At 40.0% G+C, this 21,898-nt stretch carries 22 protein-coding genes; 7 read left to right on the forward strand and 15 right to left on the reverse strand.

Annotation, left to right across the window (positions count from 1 at the left end; translation table 11 throughout):
• Positions 1-19: 19 nt before the first annotated feature.
• The 5 genes from I585_RS15065 to I585_RS15085 all read right to left on the reverse strand — a co-directional run bounded on the left by I585_RS15065 (position 20) and on the right by I585_RS15085 (position 6,286).
• On the reverse strand, positions 20-2,479 hold the full coding sequence (locus I585_RS15065; RefSeq protein WP_010741522.1) for a WxL domain-containing protein: 2,460 nt from the start codon (positions 2,477-2,479) through the stop codon (positions 20-22).
• Positions 2,472-2,915, reverse strand: coding sequence for an LPXTG cell wall anchor domain-containing protein (locus tag I585_RS15070; RefSeq protein WP_010741523.1), 444 nt, complete (start codon positions 2,913-2,915; stop codon positions 2,472-2,474). The genes I585_RS15065 and I585_RS15070 overlap by 8 nt, the downstream gene beginning before the upstream one ends.
• Positions 2,902-3,972: a WxLIP family cell surface protein gene (locus tag I585_RS15075; protein ID WP_010741524.1), complete on the reverse strand. Its 1,071-nt coding sequence runs from the start codon at positions 3,970-3,972 to the stop codon at positions 2,902-2,904. The genes I585_RS15070 and I585_RS15075 overlap by 14 nt, the downstream gene beginning before the upstream one ends.
• A 66-nt stretch (positions 3,973-4,038) precedes the next feature.
• Complete coding sequence (locus I585_RS15080; RefSeq protein WP_010741525.1) at positions 4,039-4,818, reverse strand: WxL domain-containing protein; 780 nt, start codon at positions 4,816-4,818, stop codon at positions 4,039-4,041.
• A gap of 352 nt (positions 4,819-5,170) precedes the next feature.
• Entirely contained in the window at positions 5,171-6,286 is a 1,116-nt protein-coding gene (locus I585_RS15085) for a tyrosine-type recombinase/integrase (RefSeq protein WP_010741526.1), read from the reverse strand.
• A gap of 544 nt (positions 6,287-6,830) precedes the next feature.
• Between I585_RS15085 and I585_RS15090 the strand changes: the two genes are divergently transcribed.
• From I585_RS15090 to I585_RS23875, 6 genes are all read left to right on the forward strand, one after another.
• The gene (locus I585_RS15090; protein ID WP_010741527.1) at positions 6,831-7,556 is read left to right on the forward strand and encodes a hypothetical protein; all 726 of its coding nucleotides are present in this window, start codon (positions 6,831-6,833) and stop codon (positions 7,554-7,556) included.
• A 269-nt stretch (positions 7,557-7,825) separates the two neighbouring features.
• Positions 7,826-8,032 (forward strand): hypothetical protein, encoded by a 207-nt coding sequence (locus tag I585_RS15095; RefSeq protein WP_010741528.1) that lies wholly within the window; start codon positions 7,826-7,828, stop codon positions 8,030-8,032.
• Positions 8,033-8,055: 23 nt separating this feature from the next.
• Positions 8,056-8,268, forward strand: a complete 213-nt coding sequence (locus tag I585_RS15100) for a DUF2922 family protein (RefSeq protein WP_010741529.1) — start codon at positions 8,056-8,058, stop codon at positions 8,266-8,268.
• A gap of 60 nt (positions 8,269-8,328) precedes the next feature.
• The gene (locus tag I585_RS15105) at positions 8,329-8,712 is read left to right on the forward strand and encodes a hypothetical protein (protein ID WP_010741530.1); all 384 of its coding nucleotides are present in this window, start codon (positions 8,329-8,331) and stop codon (positions 8,710-8,712) included.
• A gap of 50 nt (positions 8,713-8,762) precedes the next feature.
• On the forward strand, positions 8,763-9,377 hold the full coding sequence (locus tag I585_RS15110; protein ID WP_010741531.1) for a DUF2922 domain-containing protein: 615 nt from the start codon (positions 8,763-8,765) through the stop codon (positions 9,375-9,377).
• A gap of 118 nt (positions 9,378-9,495) precedes the next feature.
• Positions 9,496-9,588, forward strand: a complete 93-nt coding sequence (locus I585_RS23875; RefSeq protein ID WP_111945260.1) for a type I toxin-antitoxin system Fst family toxin — start codon at positions 9,496-9,498, stop codon at positions 9,586-9,588.
• A gap of 187 nt (positions 9,589-9,775) precedes the next feature.
• On the opposite strand, the gene I585_RS15115 is transcribed toward I585_RS23875, so the two are convergent.
• Entirely contained in the window at positions 9,776-10,300 is a 525-nt protein-coding gene (locus I585_RS15115) for a DUF6036 family nucleotidyltransferase (RefSeq protein ID WP_010741532.1), read from the reverse strand.
• Positions 10,293-10,556: a hypothetical protein gene (locus I585_RS15120; protein WP_010741533.1), complete on the reverse strand. Its 264-nt coding sequence runs from the start codon at positions 10,554-10,556 to the stop codon at positions 10,293-10,295. The genes I585_RS15115 and I585_RS15120 overlap by 8 nt, the downstream gene beginning before the upstream one ends.
• Positions 10,557-10,901: 345 nt before the next feature.
• Here I585_RS15120 and I585_RS23880 point away from each other — a divergent pair, with 345 nt between their 5' ends.
• Positions 10,902-10,994 (forward strand): type I toxin-antitoxin system Fst family toxin, encoded by a 93-nt coding sequence (locus I585_RS23880; protein WP_111945258.1) that lies wholly within the window; start codon positions 10,902-10,904, stop codon positions 10,992-10,994.
• Between the two features lie 137 nt (positions 10,995-11,131).
• On the opposite strand, the gene I585_RS15125 is transcribed toward I585_RS23880, so the two are convergent.
• The 8 genes from I585_RS15125 to I585_RS15160 all read right to left on the reverse strand — a co-directional run bounded on the left by I585_RS15125 (position 11,132) and on the right by I585_RS15160 (position 21,591).
• Positions 11,132-11,773, reverse strand: coding sequence for a winged helix-turn-helix domain-containing protein (locus tag I585_RS15125; protein ID WP_010741535.1), 642 nt, complete (start codon positions 11,771-11,773; stop codon positions 11,132-11,134).
• A gap of 56 nt (positions 11,774-11,829) precedes the next feature.
• Positions 11,830-12,063 (reverse strand): hypothetical protein, encoded by a 234-nt coding sequence (locus tag I585_RS15130; RefSeq protein ID WP_010741536.1) that lies wholly within the window; start codon positions 12,061-12,063, stop codon positions 11,830-11,832.
• Between the two features lie 96 nt (positions 12,064-12,159).
• Positions 12,160-16,521 carry a WxL domain-containing protein gene (locus I585_RS15135; protein WP_010741537.1) on the reverse strand — a complete coding sequence of 1,454 codons (4,362 nt, stop codon included), beginning with the start codon at positions 16,519-16,521 and terminating at the stop codon, positions 12,160-12,162.
• On the reverse strand, positions 16,514-16,879 hold the full coding sequence (locus tag I585_RS15140) for a hypothetical protein (protein WP_010741538.1): 366 nt from the start codon (positions 16,877-16,879) through the stop codon (positions 16,514-16,516). The genes I585_RS15135 and I585_RS15140 overlap by 8 nt, the downstream gene beginning before the upstream one ends.
• 24 nt (positions 16,880-16,903) lie before the next feature.
• Complete coding sequence (locus I585_RS15145; RefSeq protein WP_010741539.1) at positions 16,904-17,983, reverse strand: WxLIP family cell surface protein; 1,080 nt, start codon at positions 17,981-17,983, stop codon at positions 16,904-16,906.
• A 67-nt stretch (positions 17,984-18,050) separates the two neighbouring features.
• Positions 18,051-18,734, reverse strand: a complete 684-nt coding sequence (locus I585_RS15150; protein WP_010741540.1) for a WxL domain-containing protein — start codon at positions 18,732-18,734, stop codon at positions 18,051-18,053.
• A 369-nt stretch (positions 18,735-19,103) separates the two neighbouring features.
• Positions 19,104-20,210 (reverse strand): tyrosine-type recombinase/integrase, encoded by a 1,107-nt coding sequence (locus tag I585_RS15155; protein WP_010741541.1) that lies wholly within the window; start codon positions 20,208-20,210, stop codon positions 19,104-19,106.
• 841 nt (positions 20,211-21,051) lie between these two features.
• Positions 21,052-21,591 (reverse strand): hypothetical protein, encoded by a 540-nt coding sequence (locus I585_RS15160; RefSeq protein WP_010741542.1) that lies wholly within the window; start codon positions 21,589-21,591, stop codon positions 21,052-21,054.
• Positions 21,592-21,898: the final 307 nt, after the last annotated feature.

Here is a 21,898-nt window from a genome sequence, read left to right on the forward strand (position 1 = left end):
TCTCTCTCACTCCTTGTTTCTATGGTGCGGTAGTTAGCGTCCAATCCATCGTTGCCGTATAACTTAAACCAGCGACACCTGAATGAGCCAATAAATCCAACTCAACATCATTAAACGAATAGTCTAGTTGATATACGCCCTGTGTTGCACCACTTGTTAGTGCTACAGTGGTACTATCAGAAGGAATAGACTTGTTTCCTGCTGAACTGATACTAGATAATGATTCGTTATGCTTGTTGTAATTTTGCACTTCTTTCAAGTCACCATTTTTCAATTGAATAGTAGTCGTTGTTGGTAAGGTCTTTGAACCACTAATAAATTGACCTAGTTTAGTTGTTAATGACCAGCCACTTAAACTTTCCTGATCCATATAACGGATATATGGATTATAACCAGCTTGATACGAACTGCTGTCTAACCCTTTCGTCTGTGCATATGGCTTCACTTCCACGGCGCCAAAGCGAAAATCAGGAAGATTGATCAATCCAGCATTACCGGTTGGCTTCAAATTTGGTTCATCTGGATCATCAATTCGAACAAAATTTTCAGCGGTCATCGGACTGGCCATATTCCCATCAATTTCGATCTCTGCTGGCAAGACTTGGTTCACCGCACCTGTAGCGGTATCTGTAAACGTGATACCCGCGTAGTTATTTGGTCCGCTACTTGGAATACTGATCCCTGTCAAGTTAAATCCGCTTGTCCAATCTCCTGGTGAAACCGTAAAGTTCACAGGTGAACCACCTGCCGGAGTTATCGTTACTTGCGTTGGATGAGACAGACCAGAAGCCCAGTTGCTTGTGGCTTTTAGTTTCAAATCCTTAAGTGCAGTTAATCCAGTATTGGTTAACCTAGATGTCCAATTCACAGTACCGCCATTCCCCACTAATTGCGGGTTTGGTGTCAAATCCAATGTCGCCGTAGTTTTTGCCAAACGATAGTGGTGCTTAATTTCTTTGTTTCCTTTTACATTAGCAATCGAAACAGGTGTCGCCGCAGAATTCACGGTTCCTAGTGCATCAGTGACATTTTCCCAACCATCATAGTTCCAATCGTCCCCAGAAGAATCCGTCAGGGTTGCAGTTGGCGTCTTCGTATAGGTATCATTATCATCCGTAGATACCGTATTAGGATTTGGCGTAACCCCGATCAGGGTCGTTCCATCAGAAACATCCACAATTCTCTCTATTAACGTATGCTGTTTCTTTCTATAGACATATTGAATAGTTGTATGTGCATTGATTACTTGGGATACAGGAGTCGTTTTAGGCCGCATCGCACTCATCGGTTCCGTACTTAATTTCCAGCCCTGATACTCCCAATCCGCGCCACCTGAATCGGTTTTCGGATCAGCAGGAGTCTGCGTGAAAGTTGAACCCGTAGGAACGGAGCTCGTTCCATTCCAAGAAGGATCAACAAATACACTACTTTCATCAATATATTGTTCTGTAACAGTTCGTGCCGCTTTTACATCATAAACAATATGCACTTCATCTTTGGAATCATCAAATTCAGATCCAAAAGAGACATTCGGTGGATATGTGGTATCAATAGAAGCTTGATTCCCCGCTCCTTTATACCAACCTTGATAAGTATAAATGTTTGAACCACTCACATAGGTCTTAGGTAATGTGCTTCCGCCAGACATCGTATAATTGAACGGATCAGACGTAACATCCGATGTCCTATTTTGAGTATATCCAGATGGCGGATTAATTAGTCCTCCAGAGAGATTTTCAAAAACTTCCTTTACCCTATGAAGGTTTGCATAGTAATAATTTGTATTTCCTTGCTCACTAAAAATTGTGTAGGCTCTATCGATAGTCGCATTATTATTTCCGCTCTGTTCACCTAATTCTATGGCCCCAAGGCCCAGACGTTTGTATTTTATCCCATTAACAGTGTACCCAAAACTAGAGTCATATAAATATGAATCATCATTTTGTTTAACAAAAAGATCAGTCACCTTATTTTCAGAATAACTTGCCGTTGATTCTACAGGGAGGTTGCTATTCCTTTGAGACCACGTATAATAATTAAATGTATTCCCACCTTGACAGACGAATGATTTAATATGCCGAGCATTCACACCTGTTATTTTGATATTTGAAAGATATCTATTAATAGTTCGCGCCCCATTCATAACTGGATAGGAAGTACTCCTGCTATATGCAGGTAATTTTATAGAAAAGTCATTCATTAAAGGATTTGCTTTACTTATATTTGCTGACGTATTACTAAGGAAAGAAAAAGTCGCATAGCCATATCCATCTGAATAAGTCAATATTTCGACCAAATCTGCTGAAATATCTAGTGGAGTGGATAGCTCTGTCCCATCTTTTGCTAAGATCTTGATTCCAACATCTTTCTCAGGTACATTTACGGATACAGCAGCATTCACCTCTGGCCCAATTGCAACTTCAATAACCACTCCTAAGAAAGTTAGAAATGCCATAACTATTTTCAATACTTTATTCATGCACTTTTCTCCTCTCTCTTTTAAGATAGAAGAAAATCAACATAAGTAAGAAAACACCCGCAAATGGTAACGCTAAATGAACCATTTCCCCTGTACTGGGCAACAATTTATCATCTGCATAATACCGAGTCGTACCACTTGATCCCCCACCACCATTCCCTAACCACAAAAAGCCATTTTCCTTTTTGTTAGTATCTGGCAATGAAGTGGAACTTTGTACAATACTGCTCGAACTAGTTGAACTGGATGTGCTTGAACTAGATGTAGAACTTGAACTGCTTGTAGAAGAGGTTGTACTACTCGAACTGGTAGAGCCCACAAATCCGACTCCTACATGATTCTGCGTTGTCTGACTTGCTGCATATACAACTGTAGCGCCACTAGTTCCCAAACAAAACAACCCGACAAACACAACCCATAATCTATTCTTTTTCATGCATCTCCCTTCCTTTCTTTCGTTTGATTAGGCGAATGATGAGCCAAGCGGTCACGACAGCGGTCAATGTACCAACGACGTAAAAACTGACCATCCACCAGCTTGGAATGAAAATACGGAAAGCGGTCTGCTTGTTCATCTTTTCGGCCATTTCACGAGTAATGGTGAAATCTTCTTTGAAATTCCATGTCTTCGTTTTGCCTTTGATCTTTCCGATAAAGGTATATTCACCTGCCGAAACTTCCTGCATTCCCCAATCAATTTGAAATGGAAAAACTGAATTCGGTGCGATTTTTACGTCTTCGAGACTGTTCTTCGCCAACGTACTTTTTTGACCTTTACGAACGATTTTCCCTTCTGCGGTTAGCTTTTGCATGGCTTCTGGATGAGGATTTTGAATACTTGCTTCTAGAACCTTACTGCCATAATCAATTTCTGGTTGAAGTTTTGTCAGCTTTAAGTCCGTTTCTCCATACACAGGCGCAAAATCCTGTTCAGTTAAGACAAGTCCAATTGCATAACCATACGTATTTTTCACTGACATCCCTTTGGAATCATCTTCTTTTCCTTCCGATTTCAATGAGATTCTTATACCGCCAAGAAGGATTCCTTGAAATGGCTCTGCGGGAGTCTGAATATCTATTTCAGCTTGACCTTCTGAAAAAGCATCCACAGTTGCTTCCTTATTCTTTGGTTTTGCTACGTCTGTGATCGGAAGCTTCATACTTTTATCCGGTTTTTTTTCGCGTTTATCATAAGTAATCAAGCCGTTACGATTCGTTGCCGCATTGATCACTTCTACTTTATACGTTTGTTTCTCCGGAGAAGTGTTCATGATTTTCACTTGAATCGTTTGGCTTTGTTCTGGCTTCATCAATAGATGGTAAAAACTTATCCGATCATTGATCTGATTATCTGGTAAGACCGCTTGTACCGTGAAGCCGGCACGTTTTTCATTTTCTGTAATCCCTTTTGACTCTTTTCCTTCTTCCGCAAAAGTGATGCTGGGAAATAGAATCAATACTACTAAGCTTAAAATCGGGAGTAGTCGTTTCATGTTTGGCTCCTTTAGACAAGAACAGGTTGAAGCTGCGGTGCAACTTCAGCCTGTCGTTTTTCCTATTTAAATTGAATCAGTCAATGTCCAATCCACTGTACCTTCGTATTGTTCACCTGCTGCGACCGCATTCATCGCTGCTGCTGGAACATTTAGATTGATACTAGTAAATTCTCCTTGCCAGTACCCTTCACCACGACCGTCAGCCGCACTTGCTGCAGTTTCGCCAGAAGCACTCATGATTGTTGAACTAGTCGTACTTAATGTCACTGCTGAAGTTACTGTGTCAGGTGTATGAACGGTTGCACTAGCTGTAGTCGGTGTTGCAACCCAACCAGTCGGATTCATTTCATTAATACTTTGAGACATGGTAATTGTTGCTCCTGCTAATGTTTTACTTGATCCACTATCTTGCAAATCAGCTGTTAATTTCGCTTCTAATTTCCAACCAGCAGCACGCGTACCACGCACATCACCGACCAAGAAGTGTTTGGTTGCCGGGTTTGTTGTTCCTACTCCACCAGTATTCGTTGCTGGACTACCTTCCCAGTTCGCATCAATTGTAATTGTTGTAGGGGTAGTTTGCACAGTTGAAGGTACGGCAGTTTCCGCAAAGTTAAATTCTTTTGGTACATAAATTAAGCCAAAATCAGAAGCTGGCGGTGTCACTGGTGGAACAACGGGTGGTGTGATTGGAGGTGTTACCAATGTCCCCTTCTTAAATGACACCGAACCATTTGATTGACTACCATAAGTCGCCGCATCTGCCGGTAATGCAGTAGTCACTAATACGCCCCCTAAAAATGCCGTACTTAACAAACCTGTCACTAATTTCTTCTTATTCATCTCTTTCTCTCCTTAAAATAATTTAATTTTGTATATCAAAAATGTACATACAGTACATTCGATACTAAAATAAGTGCAATGGGCCTAACTTTTAATGACAAATCAAGAATTTTATCTGGGTTTAGTTAAAACTAGGAATCAGACTAAAAACACCGTCATACCAACGTTTACAAGCGATGGATGACGGTACCTGACGGCTTTTACGTATGTTTGTGAATTTCACTTTATTCTTTTTAATAACTTTTCGGTAAAAAAATAAATATTTGCTTAACAAACCTAAGTAAGCGCTTACTTCGATGGAGCAAAAAAGACTCACCAAATAGCTGAATATCTTTAAAAAAACGCCAGCTATTTAACTATAATTTCTATTTGCGGTTTCCATTTGGTAAATGACCTCTACTCTTTGTTCCAACATTGAGTCCGCATAAGTATCTAATGTTAGTTTTGTCGAAGCGTGTCCCAACAGTGCACTAACGGATAAGATATCGCCTTGTACTTCCAAGCAACGAGTCGCAAACGTATGGCGTAGTTGATGAAAGTGGATATCTTCTAATCCACATTTCTTTCGGATTCGATGAAAGTGATAAGTTAGTAACCGTGGCTCCATCGGATGGTTGTTCGTAGAGAAGACAAAAATTCCTTTGGATTTGCGGCGATACTTCATTAATTCCTTCCGAAGAGATTTGCTAAGTGGAACTGAGCGGATACCTGAATCGGTTTTCGTTGAACCAATGACCAGTTGTGTCTTTTGATCTTTTAATTTTAAGGCGATTCGTTGATATGTCTGATTCACCTGAATCAGATTGCGTTCAAAATCAATATCGCTCCATTTTAATGCAGCGATTTCTCCAATGCGCAGACCTGTATATAGTGCTAAGTAAGTCGGTAATCCCTTACCAGTTTTTTCTTTTAAAGCAGTCTTTTCAAGATTGAACTGTTCCTTTTTCGTTAATGCACGAATGATTGGTTTACGAGATTTTGGTAATTTTAACTCCGAGAACGGATTATCTTTGATCTTTTTATTTTCTTTTGCGGCGTTTAAACATTTGCCTGTTATTCGCAGAATTACTTTCATCGTAGACAGATGTAATCCTTTCTCAGACCATTTGGTGACCAACTTTTTCCCGATATCTGGTGTTAGTTCATTCAAATAATGGTGCCCGATAAAAGGAAAAACATACTTCGCCAACTTGTATCGATAGGAACTATAAGTAGAAGGTTTTATCTCATTTTGAATTTCTTGCAGCCACTCTTTTCCCCATTCCTCCAATGGAATACAGGCATCCCCATAAATTTCACGATGTGTATGGTAGTGTGCCTTCAAGGAATACAGCTTGATCCGTACCTCTTGGAAAGCTTTTCCATAGATATAACCATATTTAATCTGTCCGTTGGCCTTGTACCCCTTTTTGTATCGTCCTTCCCATCGTCCATCTTTTCTTTTGTAGATATTTTCACCTTTGCGCATAATTCTTTCCTCCTGACGGCTTAATTGACGGTAAATATTTCGTTACTTTAAACGATTTCCGCCTTAATCAACTTCTTTTTAATGTGATTCTCTGTTAACAGAATATTAAATATGTCTTTTTTTAATAAATTAAAACTATATATTGATTATTCCTAGGCATTATCATATAATTAAATCAAATCAATTCATCTTTTTATTAGATAATTGTTTTTTAGAAAGAATTTTATTCCTAGTTTTAACTAAACTATGTAATAATTTAAATGAAAATAACATCTATAGCAAATCAATATCACCTAAATAACTGAGGGTATCTTCTCCAGAACGTTGAGAATATACCTTTTTTTATGTCGAAAAAAAATATGCACCCTTTTAAAAAATAATGTTCAAGTCTTATTTCTTCATTTTTGATAAATAACAAATAAAATCGTTTTTTCCATTTTTCTTTATTACATCGCATAAACTCGTTCTTCCACTTTTAATTTTTTTCCTATATTTTTTTATTAGAGGCGTTATAAAACGCTTCCAAAAGAAAGGGGAGTTATATATGAAAAAAGTACGTAGAACAACTATTTTAGATGATAGGAACTGGTCACCGTTATGGGAACGGTACCTCAGAGCGGCGACTGTTTTTGATCCGCTGAAGGCTCACGAGATCACCTGTATCGTGCCGATTCCTGGGCGTTCTGGTGTTATCCTATTTACCACGAATGGGATCTTTTGCAGCTCGCAAAGCGCCTTAAAGACCTTGCAGCATTTCGCCTTTGCCCACTGTTTTCCGGAGTACAGCATCCTTGCTTCGGTTCTTAAGGACATCGGGGAGTTCGGGAAATACAAGTTTCCTTGGGCTTGTCCTTACTTCACCCTATTTCCACTAGAAACGATTCACCATACGATCTGGATCAATCCGCTCAAAATCGAGGATATCTATACTGTAGAGAATCAGTATTACGCGAGAGTGATTGATGGGCCGGATATTTATGTGCCGATTAGTCGTTACTACATTTTGTTACGTGCAGAGATTGCCTGTGGTATTTTAGCGGCGATTCGCCAAGACGCGTTTCATTATTCGATGCTAGGTACTTGTCCTAGTGACTATGTTCCTCTGTCGAATACGACTTTTTCCATTAGTCTTGGTAAGCGAACACTGTTGAATCAATTCGTCACCCGAACTTGTGAAATCAATCGACGATACCAACGCGCACGCTTCCTCCACTATTATGATCAATTAGTCGACAACCCAGAGAACCTCTCTTGGGAGAATTGGAGCTAAACAAAAAAGGAGACTGAACGAGAAATCGTTCGGTCTCCTTTTTTTGTCATTATTGATAGTGCTGAATCACAGGTTGTCTTTTTTTACAAAGTGCTATTTCCAACTTTTTCTTCCAAATATTGGGGTTTCAAACGGTAACTCAACGTTTCTGAGGTGTAAAAGTTCGAAATTGAGGGTGCTGCATCGAATTCCCACATCGTGCCTTTTTTGGGATTCCGCTATTCTTTAGTCACCGGCCGGAACAAAATATAAAACATGGAGGCGTTCAAATGTTACAAAAGCTTGGCACCAAATTACAAGTTCACCTATCTCAATTGGGTGTACAGAAATTGAAGAAAATTACCTTCCCAAATGTTGTTGATGATCCCGATGAAAATGAAATCATCCAATTAGGTGAGATCATGCGGGATTTAGACAAAGACGGCACCCTGCTCGATGGCGTGATCATTACGAGTCAATCGAGAGTCACTAAATAAACAGTAAAAAGGAGAAAATGTACATGAAAAAAATCGTATCAATCTTTAAAACCAGCGGTGGTCGTTCTCAAACATGGAGCTATACCGATCCTGGTGAAGGAAAATCCACCGAAGAAATCCGCGGTATCTTAGAAAGATTCACCCTGCTTCACCTATTTGAAAAAGACGACGAAAAACTTTTTAACGAAATCGTCGGCGCAAAATATGTCGAAACAGTAGAAACAATTATTTTCTAATCACAGAAACTTGAGGAGTGCTCGCACTCCTCTATTAAGAAAAAGGAGGATAAGAATCCCATGAATGAACAAACTTTGTCTCACCGACAGCTTTTCAATTTGAAATCAAAAACACTTGAAAAAAGAATTACCGACTACTATTACGATACACAAAACAGCAGCTTAACGATCAAATACATCCTAGCACTAAGAGTTAGATATCAGCTCGGTGCAGAAGAGTTTGCTCATTTTCTGAAGGATCTTGTCCGAAAGATTTTCATGAATACCAAGGCAACACGCACGATGAAACGCTTCTTTTATTATTTTCAGGATTATTTCATGGCACCTGAATGGCGTACACTAACGTCAAAAGTGTTTCCTGTAAGAAGCTTTGGCGAAAAAGCCTTGTCCATTGGCCGTTCCTTACTATCATTTGTCCGTCCTGATGAAACCAACGAACCTTGAGAATAACTACTTACCTACGCAAAAAAAAAAATGGAGAAAGGAAAACTAAAATGATACAGGTAAAAAAAGATTTAGTTGCGACATTTACGAATGGTCTTGGAAAAGAACACAACTGGACGTACAAAGATGTGAATGCCGATCTGCCAGCACCAGCGATCAAAGAAGCTTGCGAACTCCTAACGACATTAGATATTTTTGAACAAGATGGCGTAAAACTATTTGATTCTGTTGTGACGGCAAAGATTGTAACTACCAAAGAAACAGAGATTTTTGATGTGAAAAATGATCCGAAAACTGAGGAGAAAGAACCTTGTGAAAAAGTAAAAACAGCGAACGAAGGAGTACATGCAGAACCGAAAATTGGTCCCTATTTATTAACAAAAAATGCACCGCAAATCGGAGAACTAAGCACGTTGAAATATGAGAATAATTCTGCTAGTTTCCCTTCTGTCTCACTGCCAAATTCACAGTTTTCTACTCGTTTGCCACAAGTTAGTGATAGTGATTCGAAATCAGTAAGTACAGAAAAAGTGAACAATCTAATTACTGACAAGGTTCCACAGCCACCGACTCAATCATCGTCAGAGAAAGATGATGTAGGCTTCAAACGAAGGCTCGCCCGACTCTGGGGTAAGAAAGGGAAAAATAAAGAAGACCCTTCTTGAAGAATGTCCGATAGAAATAAAAACAATTAAATTCTGCCTTTCTCTAACTAACTATGCGTAGGTAAATCTGTTACAGTCAATCGTCAGCCTCCCACTTCGGAGAGGAGGTGATGCAACGTTGAGTGAGCTTATTCGATATGTCCTTGCACCGCTCTTTGTGGGATTGATCATCGCCCTCGTCAACCATTGGTTGAGCGGGCGTGATCCATGACGACTGGACGCTGAATACCCCTGCGATTTTGCGGTCGCAGGGGTTGGTTGGATATATTGATTTCTTATTATAGATGAACTTATGTCGTGGATACTGGTTCAGTATGTTTAATTATTTCTACTGTCTATTTATGAAAATGAAGAGAATTGTTTTCTTATATCTCATCATCATTAGTCGCAAGTTGTTGTCATGCTTCGATATTGTATTTCTTTAAATAATCCTTTAATGTGTGAAAATTGTAATTCGCATTATCTGGATTTAAAATATCGCCTTTGTATAGCTTGATTAATTGACTAAGTTTTTCAGGATCACAAGCTGCTATAATTTTTTGATGAACTAAATCGTCTTCGTCTTTTTGTCGATCACTAAAAATCTTTGTAATCGCGTAAAACTCTATTGTTGGTATTTTTACAACCAAGTTACTGTATTCCAACTTACTAGAAAATTCCATTTCTTCAAGCGGTGGAACTTCTACTACAGTGACCCCTTCAATATTATTTTCAGCCATCAGATCATTAAAAATACTAAGCTTCTGATTGTCATTGATTTCTTCTAAAATGAAATCAATGTCAAAAGTTGATCTAAATTCAGTCAACAAAATTCTACCAGCAAATCCACCAATCAAGTAAACCTCCGAATAAATGTCCTGCTGTTTCATTTGTTCATTCAACATTTCTAGGCGTTCATTTAGATACTCCAAATTATTACTCATTTTCTAACAACCTCAAAGTATAACGATACATTTTGTCGTTTTTCGCTGTCACTAAAAGTCCGTTTACATATTTATATAAATGATTGGAAGAAGTGTCCTTTCGTTCCGTACTGAACAGTACAGACGGATGTCCTAGTAACAAACGAAGAACCTCTTGCTGTTCAGAGTATCTAGCATGATTCTTGTCTGTGCGCAAATTTTTCAGTTGTTTTCTTTGTAAGCGTAATTTACGAAAAGCTACTTTTAATCTGAACATGTTCTCCCCTCCTTACGGCTTACAATAGTATAACACGATTTTTAAACCTAAAAAAACTATCAGTTGTCTATCTTTAAATTTATAGATACTTTGTCTTTTTCTTAATTGATAAAGATAGATTCCAGTAGTTTCAAAATTGAATATATCCATTCTTTGAAGCCTCGTTGTTAACGATAAAACTGCTTCTAGAAGTACCGCAACAACTTTTTTACATTCAAAAATATCTAAGGTACCGACTTAATATGGTGAATATCGGTGCTCTAAGCCGCAAAGTGTTGACTGCCTGTAAGGACAATCGGGATCACGATTGATTCGTATTGCATTCTGTTCAAAGGTGATGCAACGTTGAGTGAGCTTATTCGATATGTCCTTGCACCGCTCTTTGTGGGATTGATCATCGCCATCGTCAACCATTGGCTGAGCGGGCGTGATCCATGACGACTGGACGCTGAATACCCCTGCGATTTTATAGTCGCAGGGTATTTGTGTTGTACATTATTCTCTCGAAATTGGGTGTAAAAAAGAAGCGCACAGTAATCTTGTACACTTCAACTAGTAGTTTTCTTTTAATTGTTTTATTTGGAGGTTTCTTTATAGAGGCTATAAAATTCTCTTTTTAACAGATACCCTTTTCCCCAAACGGTCTCAATAATATCTGGCGGAAAGCCTTTTTCCGTAAGCTTTCGGCGCAGTGATTTTATCAAAACAGACAATTGAGCCAGATTCGACTTGGTTGGTTGAGCCCCCCAGATATGCTTGCAAAGCTCTTCTCGCGATATGATCGGCGCGTTGGAATTGTATAATTTTTGAAAACATTTCCTTTGATTCTTCGTAAAATTCATGACTAGCTGTTCAAAGGGTTCGGAGATTTGTTGTTTATTCTTATCACGATTCCTTGCTTTCGCAGCGTGCTTGCTTATCAATTCTCGCAAGACATCTGTCGGTAGAGTTCTATCGATCCATTCATCAATGTCACAGTCCTTTAAAGCATCCTTTTCTTCTCCAAGCGGTTGACTCAGATATTTTCTGAAGATCACTGCCTGTTTTTCCTTCAATCTGGGAATAATCGCCTCTAACTCTTTATTGGACAGTGATTCACTAAGAATAATGATCGGATAAAACTCAATGTCCCACTGATCATTCGTGTGCAGCATCATATCAAGCATTGTTTTTGATACAAATACCTCGAAGTTAAACTTCTGCAAGCCTTCTTGCATTGAACACTCGTTCAAAATATTATGGGTTAATATTAAAATTCTAATACTCTATCACCTCACACCATTTTCTCTAGCAAATTGACCTGCTTCTGTACATCAAAATATAGATAGACAGCCAATATGATACACACTACAACAATCATCAATAATGAATAATTTAATACGTAGGTTCTTTTGGGCAGATTCAATGTGTTGATTTTAGTCATATCATTAAAGATAAAATAAAAAAAAGCGATCAAGCTTATGATTCCTATAGCTGCTACAATAAGCATCCAACTATACCGTTCCATGTCTGTCATCCTTTCAGAAATGTCGGGAAACGACCGTTTCCCGACATTCTTATTTTCTATCTTGAAGAGCCGTTGTACTTGGTTTTTATCCGACTATTAAGGCTCATTCACCATTAACCACTCGATTTTCCCGTCGTAATACGCTCCTTTTTGGGCGATGTTCCCTGGAACCAGCAGGTTTACTGAATCAAACCCGATGTTTGTTTTAAACTTTCCTTGCCCAGCAGCTACGCTAGTCGATCGCCATAATTGTATGGTCGAATTATCTGACGGAAGCAGGGTCGTTGCATCCGATAACCCTTCAAAATCTTGCGTCACTGGCTGCCAAGAGTCACCGTCTGTTGTTTGTTCCAGCTGTTTATTGAAAGAGATTTGGGCTCCGGTCAACTGTTGATTACTGCCTTCTGGTGTTTGTAACGGCGACAGCCGTGCAGCGAAGGACCAGTTCGAATTTATCCCAATATTTTCTAGTTTGATTCCAATGTCATTTGTTCCCTGATGATCAGATAGGCGTGCAATCGTTGTACTTGGACTGACCGCTTGAACTCCAAAATGGAAATTCGGTGTGTCTGAAATATACAGTCCTGGTTGTCGTTGATTGGTTGTGAACGTCCGTGCAGATGTTTGCTCAGACTCTCCACCTTGATTGACCACACTACATTTCACATGATACGTTTGCCCAGCATTCAAGGTTTTGATTTTCACGGTCGCCTTTTTTGCTGTCGGATCAATCGTGAAGTCTTCTATTGAAGGACTATTCGGACTAGCGTTAATCTCAGAAAAAGTTGTACCGTCCGTACTTAAATAGATTTTTACATCACTCGGATGTGCGGCTGGTTGATCGGGATGATCCCCTGCTGCTTGATAATCAACAGAAAACTCCGCGGTGGCACCATTCTCCGCAACTGGTGAATTCAGCGTCGGCTCACTAAGGTTAGATACAATATTTTTAGTGTAGAAGTAGTAGTTGTCTGATCCTTCTGGCTGACCGATAGGACCGACATCCGTTCCTTCTGCATTTTTAAATTTTACCCAGCCTCTGTATCGTGTCCCGGGAGTCAGCCCGTTAATCATCGTCGAAGAATAGGTGCCGTTTCTAGTTATTGTATGTTGTAAATTGCTCACACGCTGCGTCCAGTCGTTTTCATTTGCTTCTTCATTTTTGTAGGATTCCGTGTAAACGATCCCGTCGTTTGCATTTTGCGAGATATCTCCAGTATATGTCCCTTGTTTCAATTGAATACCTGTTGCCGTCGCAGTTGCTTGATCAAAAACCGGCGGGGAAATATCCAGTGGAACGCCTAATGTTGTAAACTCGCGAGAGGTCGAAAATTCCGACCAAACATTACTGCTGTTTCGAACACGGTAACGAAGATAATACCGTGTTTTGGCATTAAGCTTCGATAGTTTAAAGGTTACACCCTTGGTCCCCGTATTAAAGACTCGATCTGTGATTGCCGGTGTGGTTTCTGCGGTAATGGTAGACCACGTCGAGTTATCGGTACTGATTTGGATATCCGTTGACGTCGGGTGAGCTGCCGTATCTCCTGCATTGTAAGTGGCACTCACGTCCGCTGTCGCATCCGCCGCAGCTGTTGGTGCACCCAATGTCGAAATAGCTGGCTGATTAACTGTATTTGGTGTATAGAAATAATCACTCCAGCCAGAGTATCTCAATGTGCCGCCGTAATCCTTGATTGCTACTCGTCCTCGATAGCGTGTGCCGGCAGCTAAACTTCCTACAGTCGCACTGTTGTAACTTCCTCCAGTAGTATTCGTGTGGCCTAAATTCGTTACTTTATCTTGAATCGTTGTCCCATCATTAGGTGTTACTTGTACGATTCCTTGTGTAGTAGTTTGAAAAATGTCTCCTGTATAGGCTTTCCCAACCAAGGGAATACTCGTAGCTGTTGCACTTCCTTGAGTAAACGTTGGTGCCGTGAGAGCTAATGCCACTGAATTGGTCGTAAACTCTCGTGAAGCTGAAAAGTCTGACCATACATTACTGCTGTTTCTGGCACGATACCGAACATAGTATCTTGTCCTTGAATTGAGCTTTGATAAAGAAAAGCTCACAGTTTTACTTCCAGTAGCAATACTTGGCGTCGTCGTTGCTGGAGTCGTGCTTGTGCTAAGAGTCGTCCACGTAGAGTTGTTTGTACTTATCTGTACTTCAGCTGTTGAAGCATGCGCTGCGACTTCGCCAGTATTATACGTCGCACTTACAGCGGCTGTCGCATTATTCGCAGCTGTCGGTGTATTCAATGTAGGCGTCGCTGGTTGATTAACGGTATTAGGTGTATAAAAATAGTCACTCCAAGCGGAGTATCTCCAAGTCCCACCATAGTCCATTATTACGACTCGTCCTCTATATCGTGTTCCTGCGAACAATCCTGATATAGTCGCACTATTGTAGGTTCCTCCTTGAGTCTGTGTATGACCTAAATTAGTAATCCTGTCCTGAAGCGTCGTTCCATCATTTGAGGTTACTTGTACTTTTCCTTGTGAATTCGTTTGATAAATATCACCGGTATATGCTTTTCCAACCATTGGAATACTTGTCGTTGTCGCACTTGCTTGAGTAAATGTCGGTGCAGTAATCGTTAACGACATGGCTCCGGTAGTAAATTCACGTGCAGTTGAATAGCCGGACCAGACATTACTGGCATTTCGAACACGATAGCGAACGTAATACCTCGTTTTGGCATTGAGTTTTGATAATGTAAATGTCACATTCTTACTTCCAGTATTGAATACTCGATTGGTGATTGCCGGCGTTGTATCCGCGGTGATGGTAGACCACGTCGAATTATTCGTACTTATCTGTATGTCAGTTGAGGTGGGGTGTGCCGCCACATCCCCCGCATTATAGGTAGCACTCACATTTGCTGTCGCATTATTTGAGGCTGTCGGTGTATTCAATGTAGGAGCCGCGGGCTGGTTAGCGGTATTAGGTGTATAAAAATAGTCACTCCACCCGGAATACCTCCAAGTCCCTCCATAGTCCTTGATTGCCACTCGTCCTCTATAACGTGTTCCCGCGGTTAGTCCTGATACAGTCGTACTATTATAGGTACCGCCTTCCGTTATTGTATGACCTAAATTCGTTACTCTATCTTGGACAGTCGTTCCATCATTGGACGTTACCTGAACTTTTCCTTGCCCACTTGTTTGAAAAACATCTCCAGTATATGCTTTCCCTACCATCGGAATAGTCGTGGCTGCAGCACTCGCTTGGGTGAACGTCGGGGTTGTGATGGATAAAGCAACTGCGGAATCGGTAGTGAATACATATGGTGAATGGATACCTTTTGAATCAACAGAAGAGGTTTCTTGCGGATGGAAAAATTCCGCGGAAAATGTTCCGCCCTCATAAATTTCAAAAAGCCAGACATAGTAAGTTGTATTCGGTTTTAAATTTGTCATTACTCCGCCAAAGTAAGCAGACGGCATAGATGCAGCTCCGGTATGGTTGTTTTTCCAAGGTGTTACCACATTGGTACCTTCAGCCTTCAACTGTAGCCACAAATTATTTGGTATTTTTGAAGCATTAGTTAAATTAGCACAAAGTCTAGTAATACGAGTAGGATCAGTACTCCATACCGCGTATTGAGTGTATTGAGGGCGTTCATACTTATGACGAAGGTAGCTAATGGTGGCTTCTCTCCTCTTTATTCCAGCTATAGTTACATTTGCATACGCCTTGTTATAGTATTGTCCGTTATACACAACATCACTAACAGCCCTTGGTGTGATATCCCTTTGAGGGTCCTCCTCTTCCGTACTTTCTTCAGTTGATTGAGGCTCTTCATTATTTTTTTCTGGTTCCGCAGGAGTATCTGCGGTATCGTCCTGCTCAAATAGATACTGGCCTTTATGAAGTGTTCTTACTATTGATTGTTCATCATCGGACTCCTCTATGACATAATCTAAAACCAGTCGATAATTTTGTTCATCCAAAATATCATCGGTTTCAAATTTGAAAGGAGCGTCATTTAGTATGTGATCCTCACCATCCTCAAAGACATTCACCTCAAACCAACCACCATCTGCATCTTTTGCCTGCAAAGCGACTGCTTGAATCGTCGTTATTGAATCCTCATTCGGATCAGATCCTAAGTTAATTTCTCCAGTCAGTTTCTCTTGCTCTATCTGTGCTTGCATGACCGGATGCGAAGCGTTTGCCTCGTCTTCTTTCGATAAGTCACGCTCATCATATGCTTGTTCAGCAAGAATCTCTTCGTCTTGTTCTTCCTTGACCGGTTCTTCCTCTGAAGTTGTTGTTTCGTTTGAAACGCCTAATACATCACTAGACATTGTCGTAAGTTCCCCAGAAGACGCTTCTGTTAGGCTTGTCTCTTCTGAGTTTTGTTCGATTGCCACACTGATCAAAGGCTGAATCACCATACTCGATACGATGCTTGTAATAAGGAAACAGGAAAGCCATTTTTTACTCACTGTTCTCTCTCCCTTCTCGTTCGTAAATACCGATGAAGAAAAAAAGGAAAACAAATAGCAGGGTTGCCCATCCTAAACAATAAAGGGCAAAGCTGTATTCCTCGCCAGTCATTGGCAAACGTCGTTGATCTGATTTAGTGAGATAAGAAGTTTCATACCCTCTTTCGGTTTTCGTCGTTTTGATTACCGGGAGATCAATCGAAGGATCGATTTCCTTTTCTTGTTCTTGATTAGAAAATGTGATAGCTAAAGAGGTTGATGTGGTGCTAGCTGCACAAGAATAGATAGGAGTTAGCAGCAGAAAGGCGCTGCTCACTACCCCTAATAATACGAAGGCTGCTGGTCTCTTTTTATTCATCTCTTCACCTTCCTTCTGAGATATTTATAGTGCCTCCCATTTTTTTCTGCGTACATAGAGACACCCTATTAGAATGACACTCGCAACTCCGATTAAGATAACCACTAAGGGCACCCATTCTTGATACGTAATCGTGAAGCTAGCCTCTTCATTGATCTTCTTGGCTTGTTTCTCTCCAACGGTAAAATCTTTCTTCCATTCCCAGGTATGCTCTCCTGATTGTGCCCGAACATGCAGCGTGTAGGTACCGCTTTTAATCGGATCGATTCCCCAATTGGTCGCGAAATCAAACTGAGAATTCGGGGCCATACGCATGGTGTTCGCTGTACGTTTCTTTAAGATTTCACGGCTGCCCTTTTTATACAACTTGGTTTCAATCGTCAGGTCGTCTAAAACTTTTGCTTCGGGATTTTGCATTCGAGCTTGAATCACTCGTTTTCCTTGATGGACCGTTGGTTGTACTTTTAGAAGATTGAGCGAGGAGCCATCATCATATACCTCTGAATCCTCAGTGACCAAAAGGCCGATCCGATAACCAAAGGTAGAGCTCAAGCCCTCAGCCGCTTCTGACGAATCAGCTTTCATGATACAAATCGTTCCGCCCTTTACACCTTCAAAGGTTTCTTTAGGAGGTGTGACTGTGAGGGTGACGACTTTTTCTTCATAATTTTCAACCGTGACCGTGCTCTCGGAGATTGAGGTAATTTCTTCGATTGAATTTTTCAAAGTGGAATCTCTTCTATACTCGTCATTGTCGTAATCGATCACACCATTTTGATTTGTGTGGGCATTTTTTACATAGATGTTGACCTTTGCTGGCTTCACATTCGTGCTTCGAATTTTTATCGTCAGCTCTTGCGGCTTATTCGGTTCTGCCTTGATGAAATAAAAGCCCTTTTGCGAGTCGATTTGAGTCGCTGTTTTAACTGGTTCAACAGCAAATCCCACGTCATTTTCTGGCTGTTCTTCCTTCACGCTTGTATTTTTAGTTTCATCCGCATAGCCATAGGAACTATAAAAAATGCAGCCAGATATGAGCAATAGACAACAAAGACTTCTCCTTATTAGGGAGAAGACATCCTTTTTGGCAAACTGTTTTTCCATCAGTCGTTCTCCTTAATAAAAGAAAGAGAAGAGAACAATCCTCTTCCCTTTCACTCAATAAAAATTATTAGAATGAATCAGTTAGTGCCCAAGTGATATTGCCATGGAACGTTTGTCCAGCAAAGTTTGTGTTTGAATCCCCTGCTGCTAATTCCAATGTCATTGAATCAATCGGCAATGCATATCCATGATCGCTAATACTTGCATCTGTTTTCGCTAATTCTGCAGAAGTTCCATCTAGTGATAACTCCGCAACACCCGCTGTAACACCAGAACCTACGGTAATATCTGCAGCGTCAGCAGTGGCAGTCGCTGCAGTCGGTTCGCTAGGAGCAGTCCAATCTTTCATTGTTCCTACCGCAACCTTAATTTTTCCTGAGTTGATTACTTGGGCCGGTGCTACTGGGTTCGTCAGGCTAGAAGCACTGGCAGATAATGTCCATTCATTATTTGACTCGTTGCTGTCTCTTCCATCGTACAATGCTACATATTTCCCACTCGTTCCAATCGATTGCGTCACCGCATTTCCTGCAGTGTGTGCATTGCCGAAGTCAACGAGATTAGGAACAAAACGTAATTGCAGCTCGTCAGGATCAGGGTTCGGGTTAGGAACATGACCATCCGCTTCAAATTGGACTCTTACTGGTGTATCCAACGTATCCGCAAACCCACCAATACTTCCCGCAAAAGCCATCCCTAAAATAGATAAACTGGCTATGCATAATAGTAACTTTCCTTTTAAATCCTTCATAATAATTCTCTCCTTATTTTATATTCTAAACAGAAAAAGAACTTTCTGTTTTAGCATTGGGACGACTTTCTGGTAAAATCAATAAATCTGGTACAAAATAGCCAAAGAAAGTCGAATGTTTTTTACTTAGTATTGTGAAAACCAAGGAGGACAGGAAAACCATTGATCCATCAACCTTTCCAGACTGTTCTTGACTAAAACTGACGGCATATACAATTGATAAATAGAATTCTCCAGATCTTTTTCAACCTTGTCCGGCAATAAATTGGAAACAAAAACCCTCCCATATAAAGAGAGCGCTTACTTAAAATTAAAAAAAGGAAGAGCCCAAAATTCTCTCTCAAATTTTTTTTGATTTCGAATAGTGTTTTATTGTAGTATTTTTTCCATTTGATAAATGACCTGAATACGTTGCTCAATCATGGAATCCGCATAGGTATCTAAGGTTAACTGCGTTGACGTATGTCCCAGCATCGCACTCACGGATAAGATATCTCCTTGTGCCTCTAAGCACCTTGTCGCAAATGTATGTCGTAATTGATGAAAGTGAATATCCTTGATACCGGCCTTTTCCCGCAACCGATGGAAATGATACGTCAGTAAGCGTGGTTCTATCGGCCTGCTATTGCATGAAAAAACATAGTGACTGCTTGTTTTTTTCTTTAGCTGAAGTAGCAGCCTTCTCAATTTGCTGCCAAAGGGCACGATCCGTATCGCTGCATCTGTTTTGGCTGTGTCATAAACTAGCTGCGTTTTATGTGTGCCATCTGCAAGTGCTAGTCTCTGGTATGTATGAGAAACATGGATGATGTTTCTCTCAAAATCAATATCCGACCAGCATAACGCTGAGATCTCTCCGATTCGCAAGCCCGTGTATAAAGCTAAATAAGCAGGTAATCCGCGAACTCCGCCTTCTTTTAACGCAGCCTTCTCTAGAGTCTGCTGCTCCTTTTGTGACAATGCGCGGATTTTTCTCTTTTCATCCTTGGGCAATCGAATGGAAGAAAAGGGGTTTTCCTTTAAATAATCCAGTTTCTTAGCCTGATTGATGCATTGGCATAAAATTCGCAACGTGACTTTTATCGTAGATCCTCTTAGGCCATACCGCATCCACTGCTTGATCAGTTCTTTCCCGATTTCCGGTGTTAATTCATTTAACAGGTTTTCTCCGATAAATGGAAAGACATATTTCGTTAGTTTGTATTGATAATTTGCATAGGTAGAAGGTTTGACCTCCCCTTGTATCCTCTTTAACCATTGATACCCCCATTCCTCAAGCGGAATACAAAAACTTCCACGGGTACTTTGAATGCTCTGATACTGAACCTTTAATGGATAGAGCTTCATCCGTACCTCGTGCAGGGATTTTCCATAAATATACCCGTACTTTACCTGACCATTTGTCTTTCGGCCTTTCTTATACCGCCCTTCCCATCGACCATCTTTTCTTTGATAAATATTTTCTCCTCTGCGCATAGAAATTCTCCTTCTGATTGACGGCGAAAATGACGTTCTAAACAGATTGTCATTTGCCAGATTTTTCATCTCGTACTTTTGTGTCATTAATTTCGAACTTTCAAAAATAGAAACCCGCGTCATTTTGGTCAAAAAAACATTGAATTATCATTTAAAATAAATTATAATGATGTTAGTGGTTAATTTTAAGGTTATTAATTTTTATTTAGCGATTAAAATTAACTTGGTTTTCACAATACTAAGTAAATTTAAGGTTATATTTAATATTCCATTTTCGTGATCTCATTAAAAAACATCTCTTCAAATTGAAGAGATGTTTTTTATGTGTATTGACGTTTTCCCTTCTAACGATTTGTATTTCAGACAGCTCCATAACTACTTTTCGAAACTGACCTTTCACTTTTTTTTACAGTACAAATAAAACTTATGTTGAGAAGGATTCTCATCCAACGAGATGAACATTAACATAAGAAATCTGATGCCAATTATCAAAACCCAAGCTATCTAAGTACTGTTTTTGAAGGAAGCCACACATCAGTATTCTCAAAAAAACAAAAAAAGGGATCGGAAAATTCTCCGATCCTCACTCTAAATTCTTTTTTTCTCTATACTAAATACATTTTCCCGCTCTGTGTGGGATTGATCATCGCCCTTGTCAACCATTGGTTGCGTGGACGTGATCCATGACGACTGGACGCTGAATACCCCTGCGATTTTGCGGTCGCAGGGGTTGATTTGGGGGCCTATATCACGGGTTAAAAGATTTAATCACCAAATCTCAATTCATAGTTTTCGCAAAACAAAAAAAAGGATTGGAATACGCACCAATCCTCGTTCGTTGCTATATCGTTTCTTCTGGAATCATATCTATATCTTCTTGGGTAATGATCATATTGCCCAATTCAGATTGATCGGGTCTTAAATAAATGATTTGAACTTTCGCATCCGGTATCGTTCCTTTTACAGAATCCAGTACGGGTTTCATTCCTTTGACCATAACTGGTTTTAGAGCCTCTACATCCATATCTAATCCGGGATCATTTGTAAAAGTATACGTATAAACGATTGTGTGACCTTCGCCGCCAGTAATTGTAATATCGGAGTACATGTCCCCCATCTGCTCTTTTACGCTTGGAAGCTGCGATTGTGCGGCCTCAATCATCAGATCAAAATAGAAGGAATCGCCTTCCCCTGTTTTTGGAAGCTCTTCTGATTCTTTTGTTTCAGAAGATGAAGACTCTTCTTTTACCTTTTTGACCTCAGACGAGGATTCCTTAGATGATACTTCAGGTGCAGCGGCAGATCCTCCTCCACCTTTACATCCTGCTAAACTCGTGCATACTAATACCCCAAATACAAACAACCCTATTTTCTTTTTCATTAAAATCCTCCTACTTACAAACAAGTAATTTTTTTCAACCCTACGTTACAGTTTACACTAATTATAGATAAAATAATCATAATAAAAGATATTTTTTAAATAAATCGACTATCCGACGCAAAATTTTTTTACCTTGCCGAGAATGTGTTCATTATACTTATCGCAAAAATCACACTTTTATCACTGAATTGTTTAGCATCCAAATTGATCCAACTTATCCTTTTGAGCGGACATTCTTATTAATGATCTTGATTTTATTCAATCCCGTTTTGTTTCAATTTTATCGTTCTTAGGTGTATATTCTTAA

Origin of the sequence: Enterococcus malodoratus ATCC 43197 (genome assembly GCF_000407185.1) — a bacterium.
GTDB classification, from domain to species: domain Bacteria; phylum Bacillota; class Bacilli; order Lactobacillales; family Enterococcaceae; genus Enterococcus_A; species Enterococcus_A malodoratus.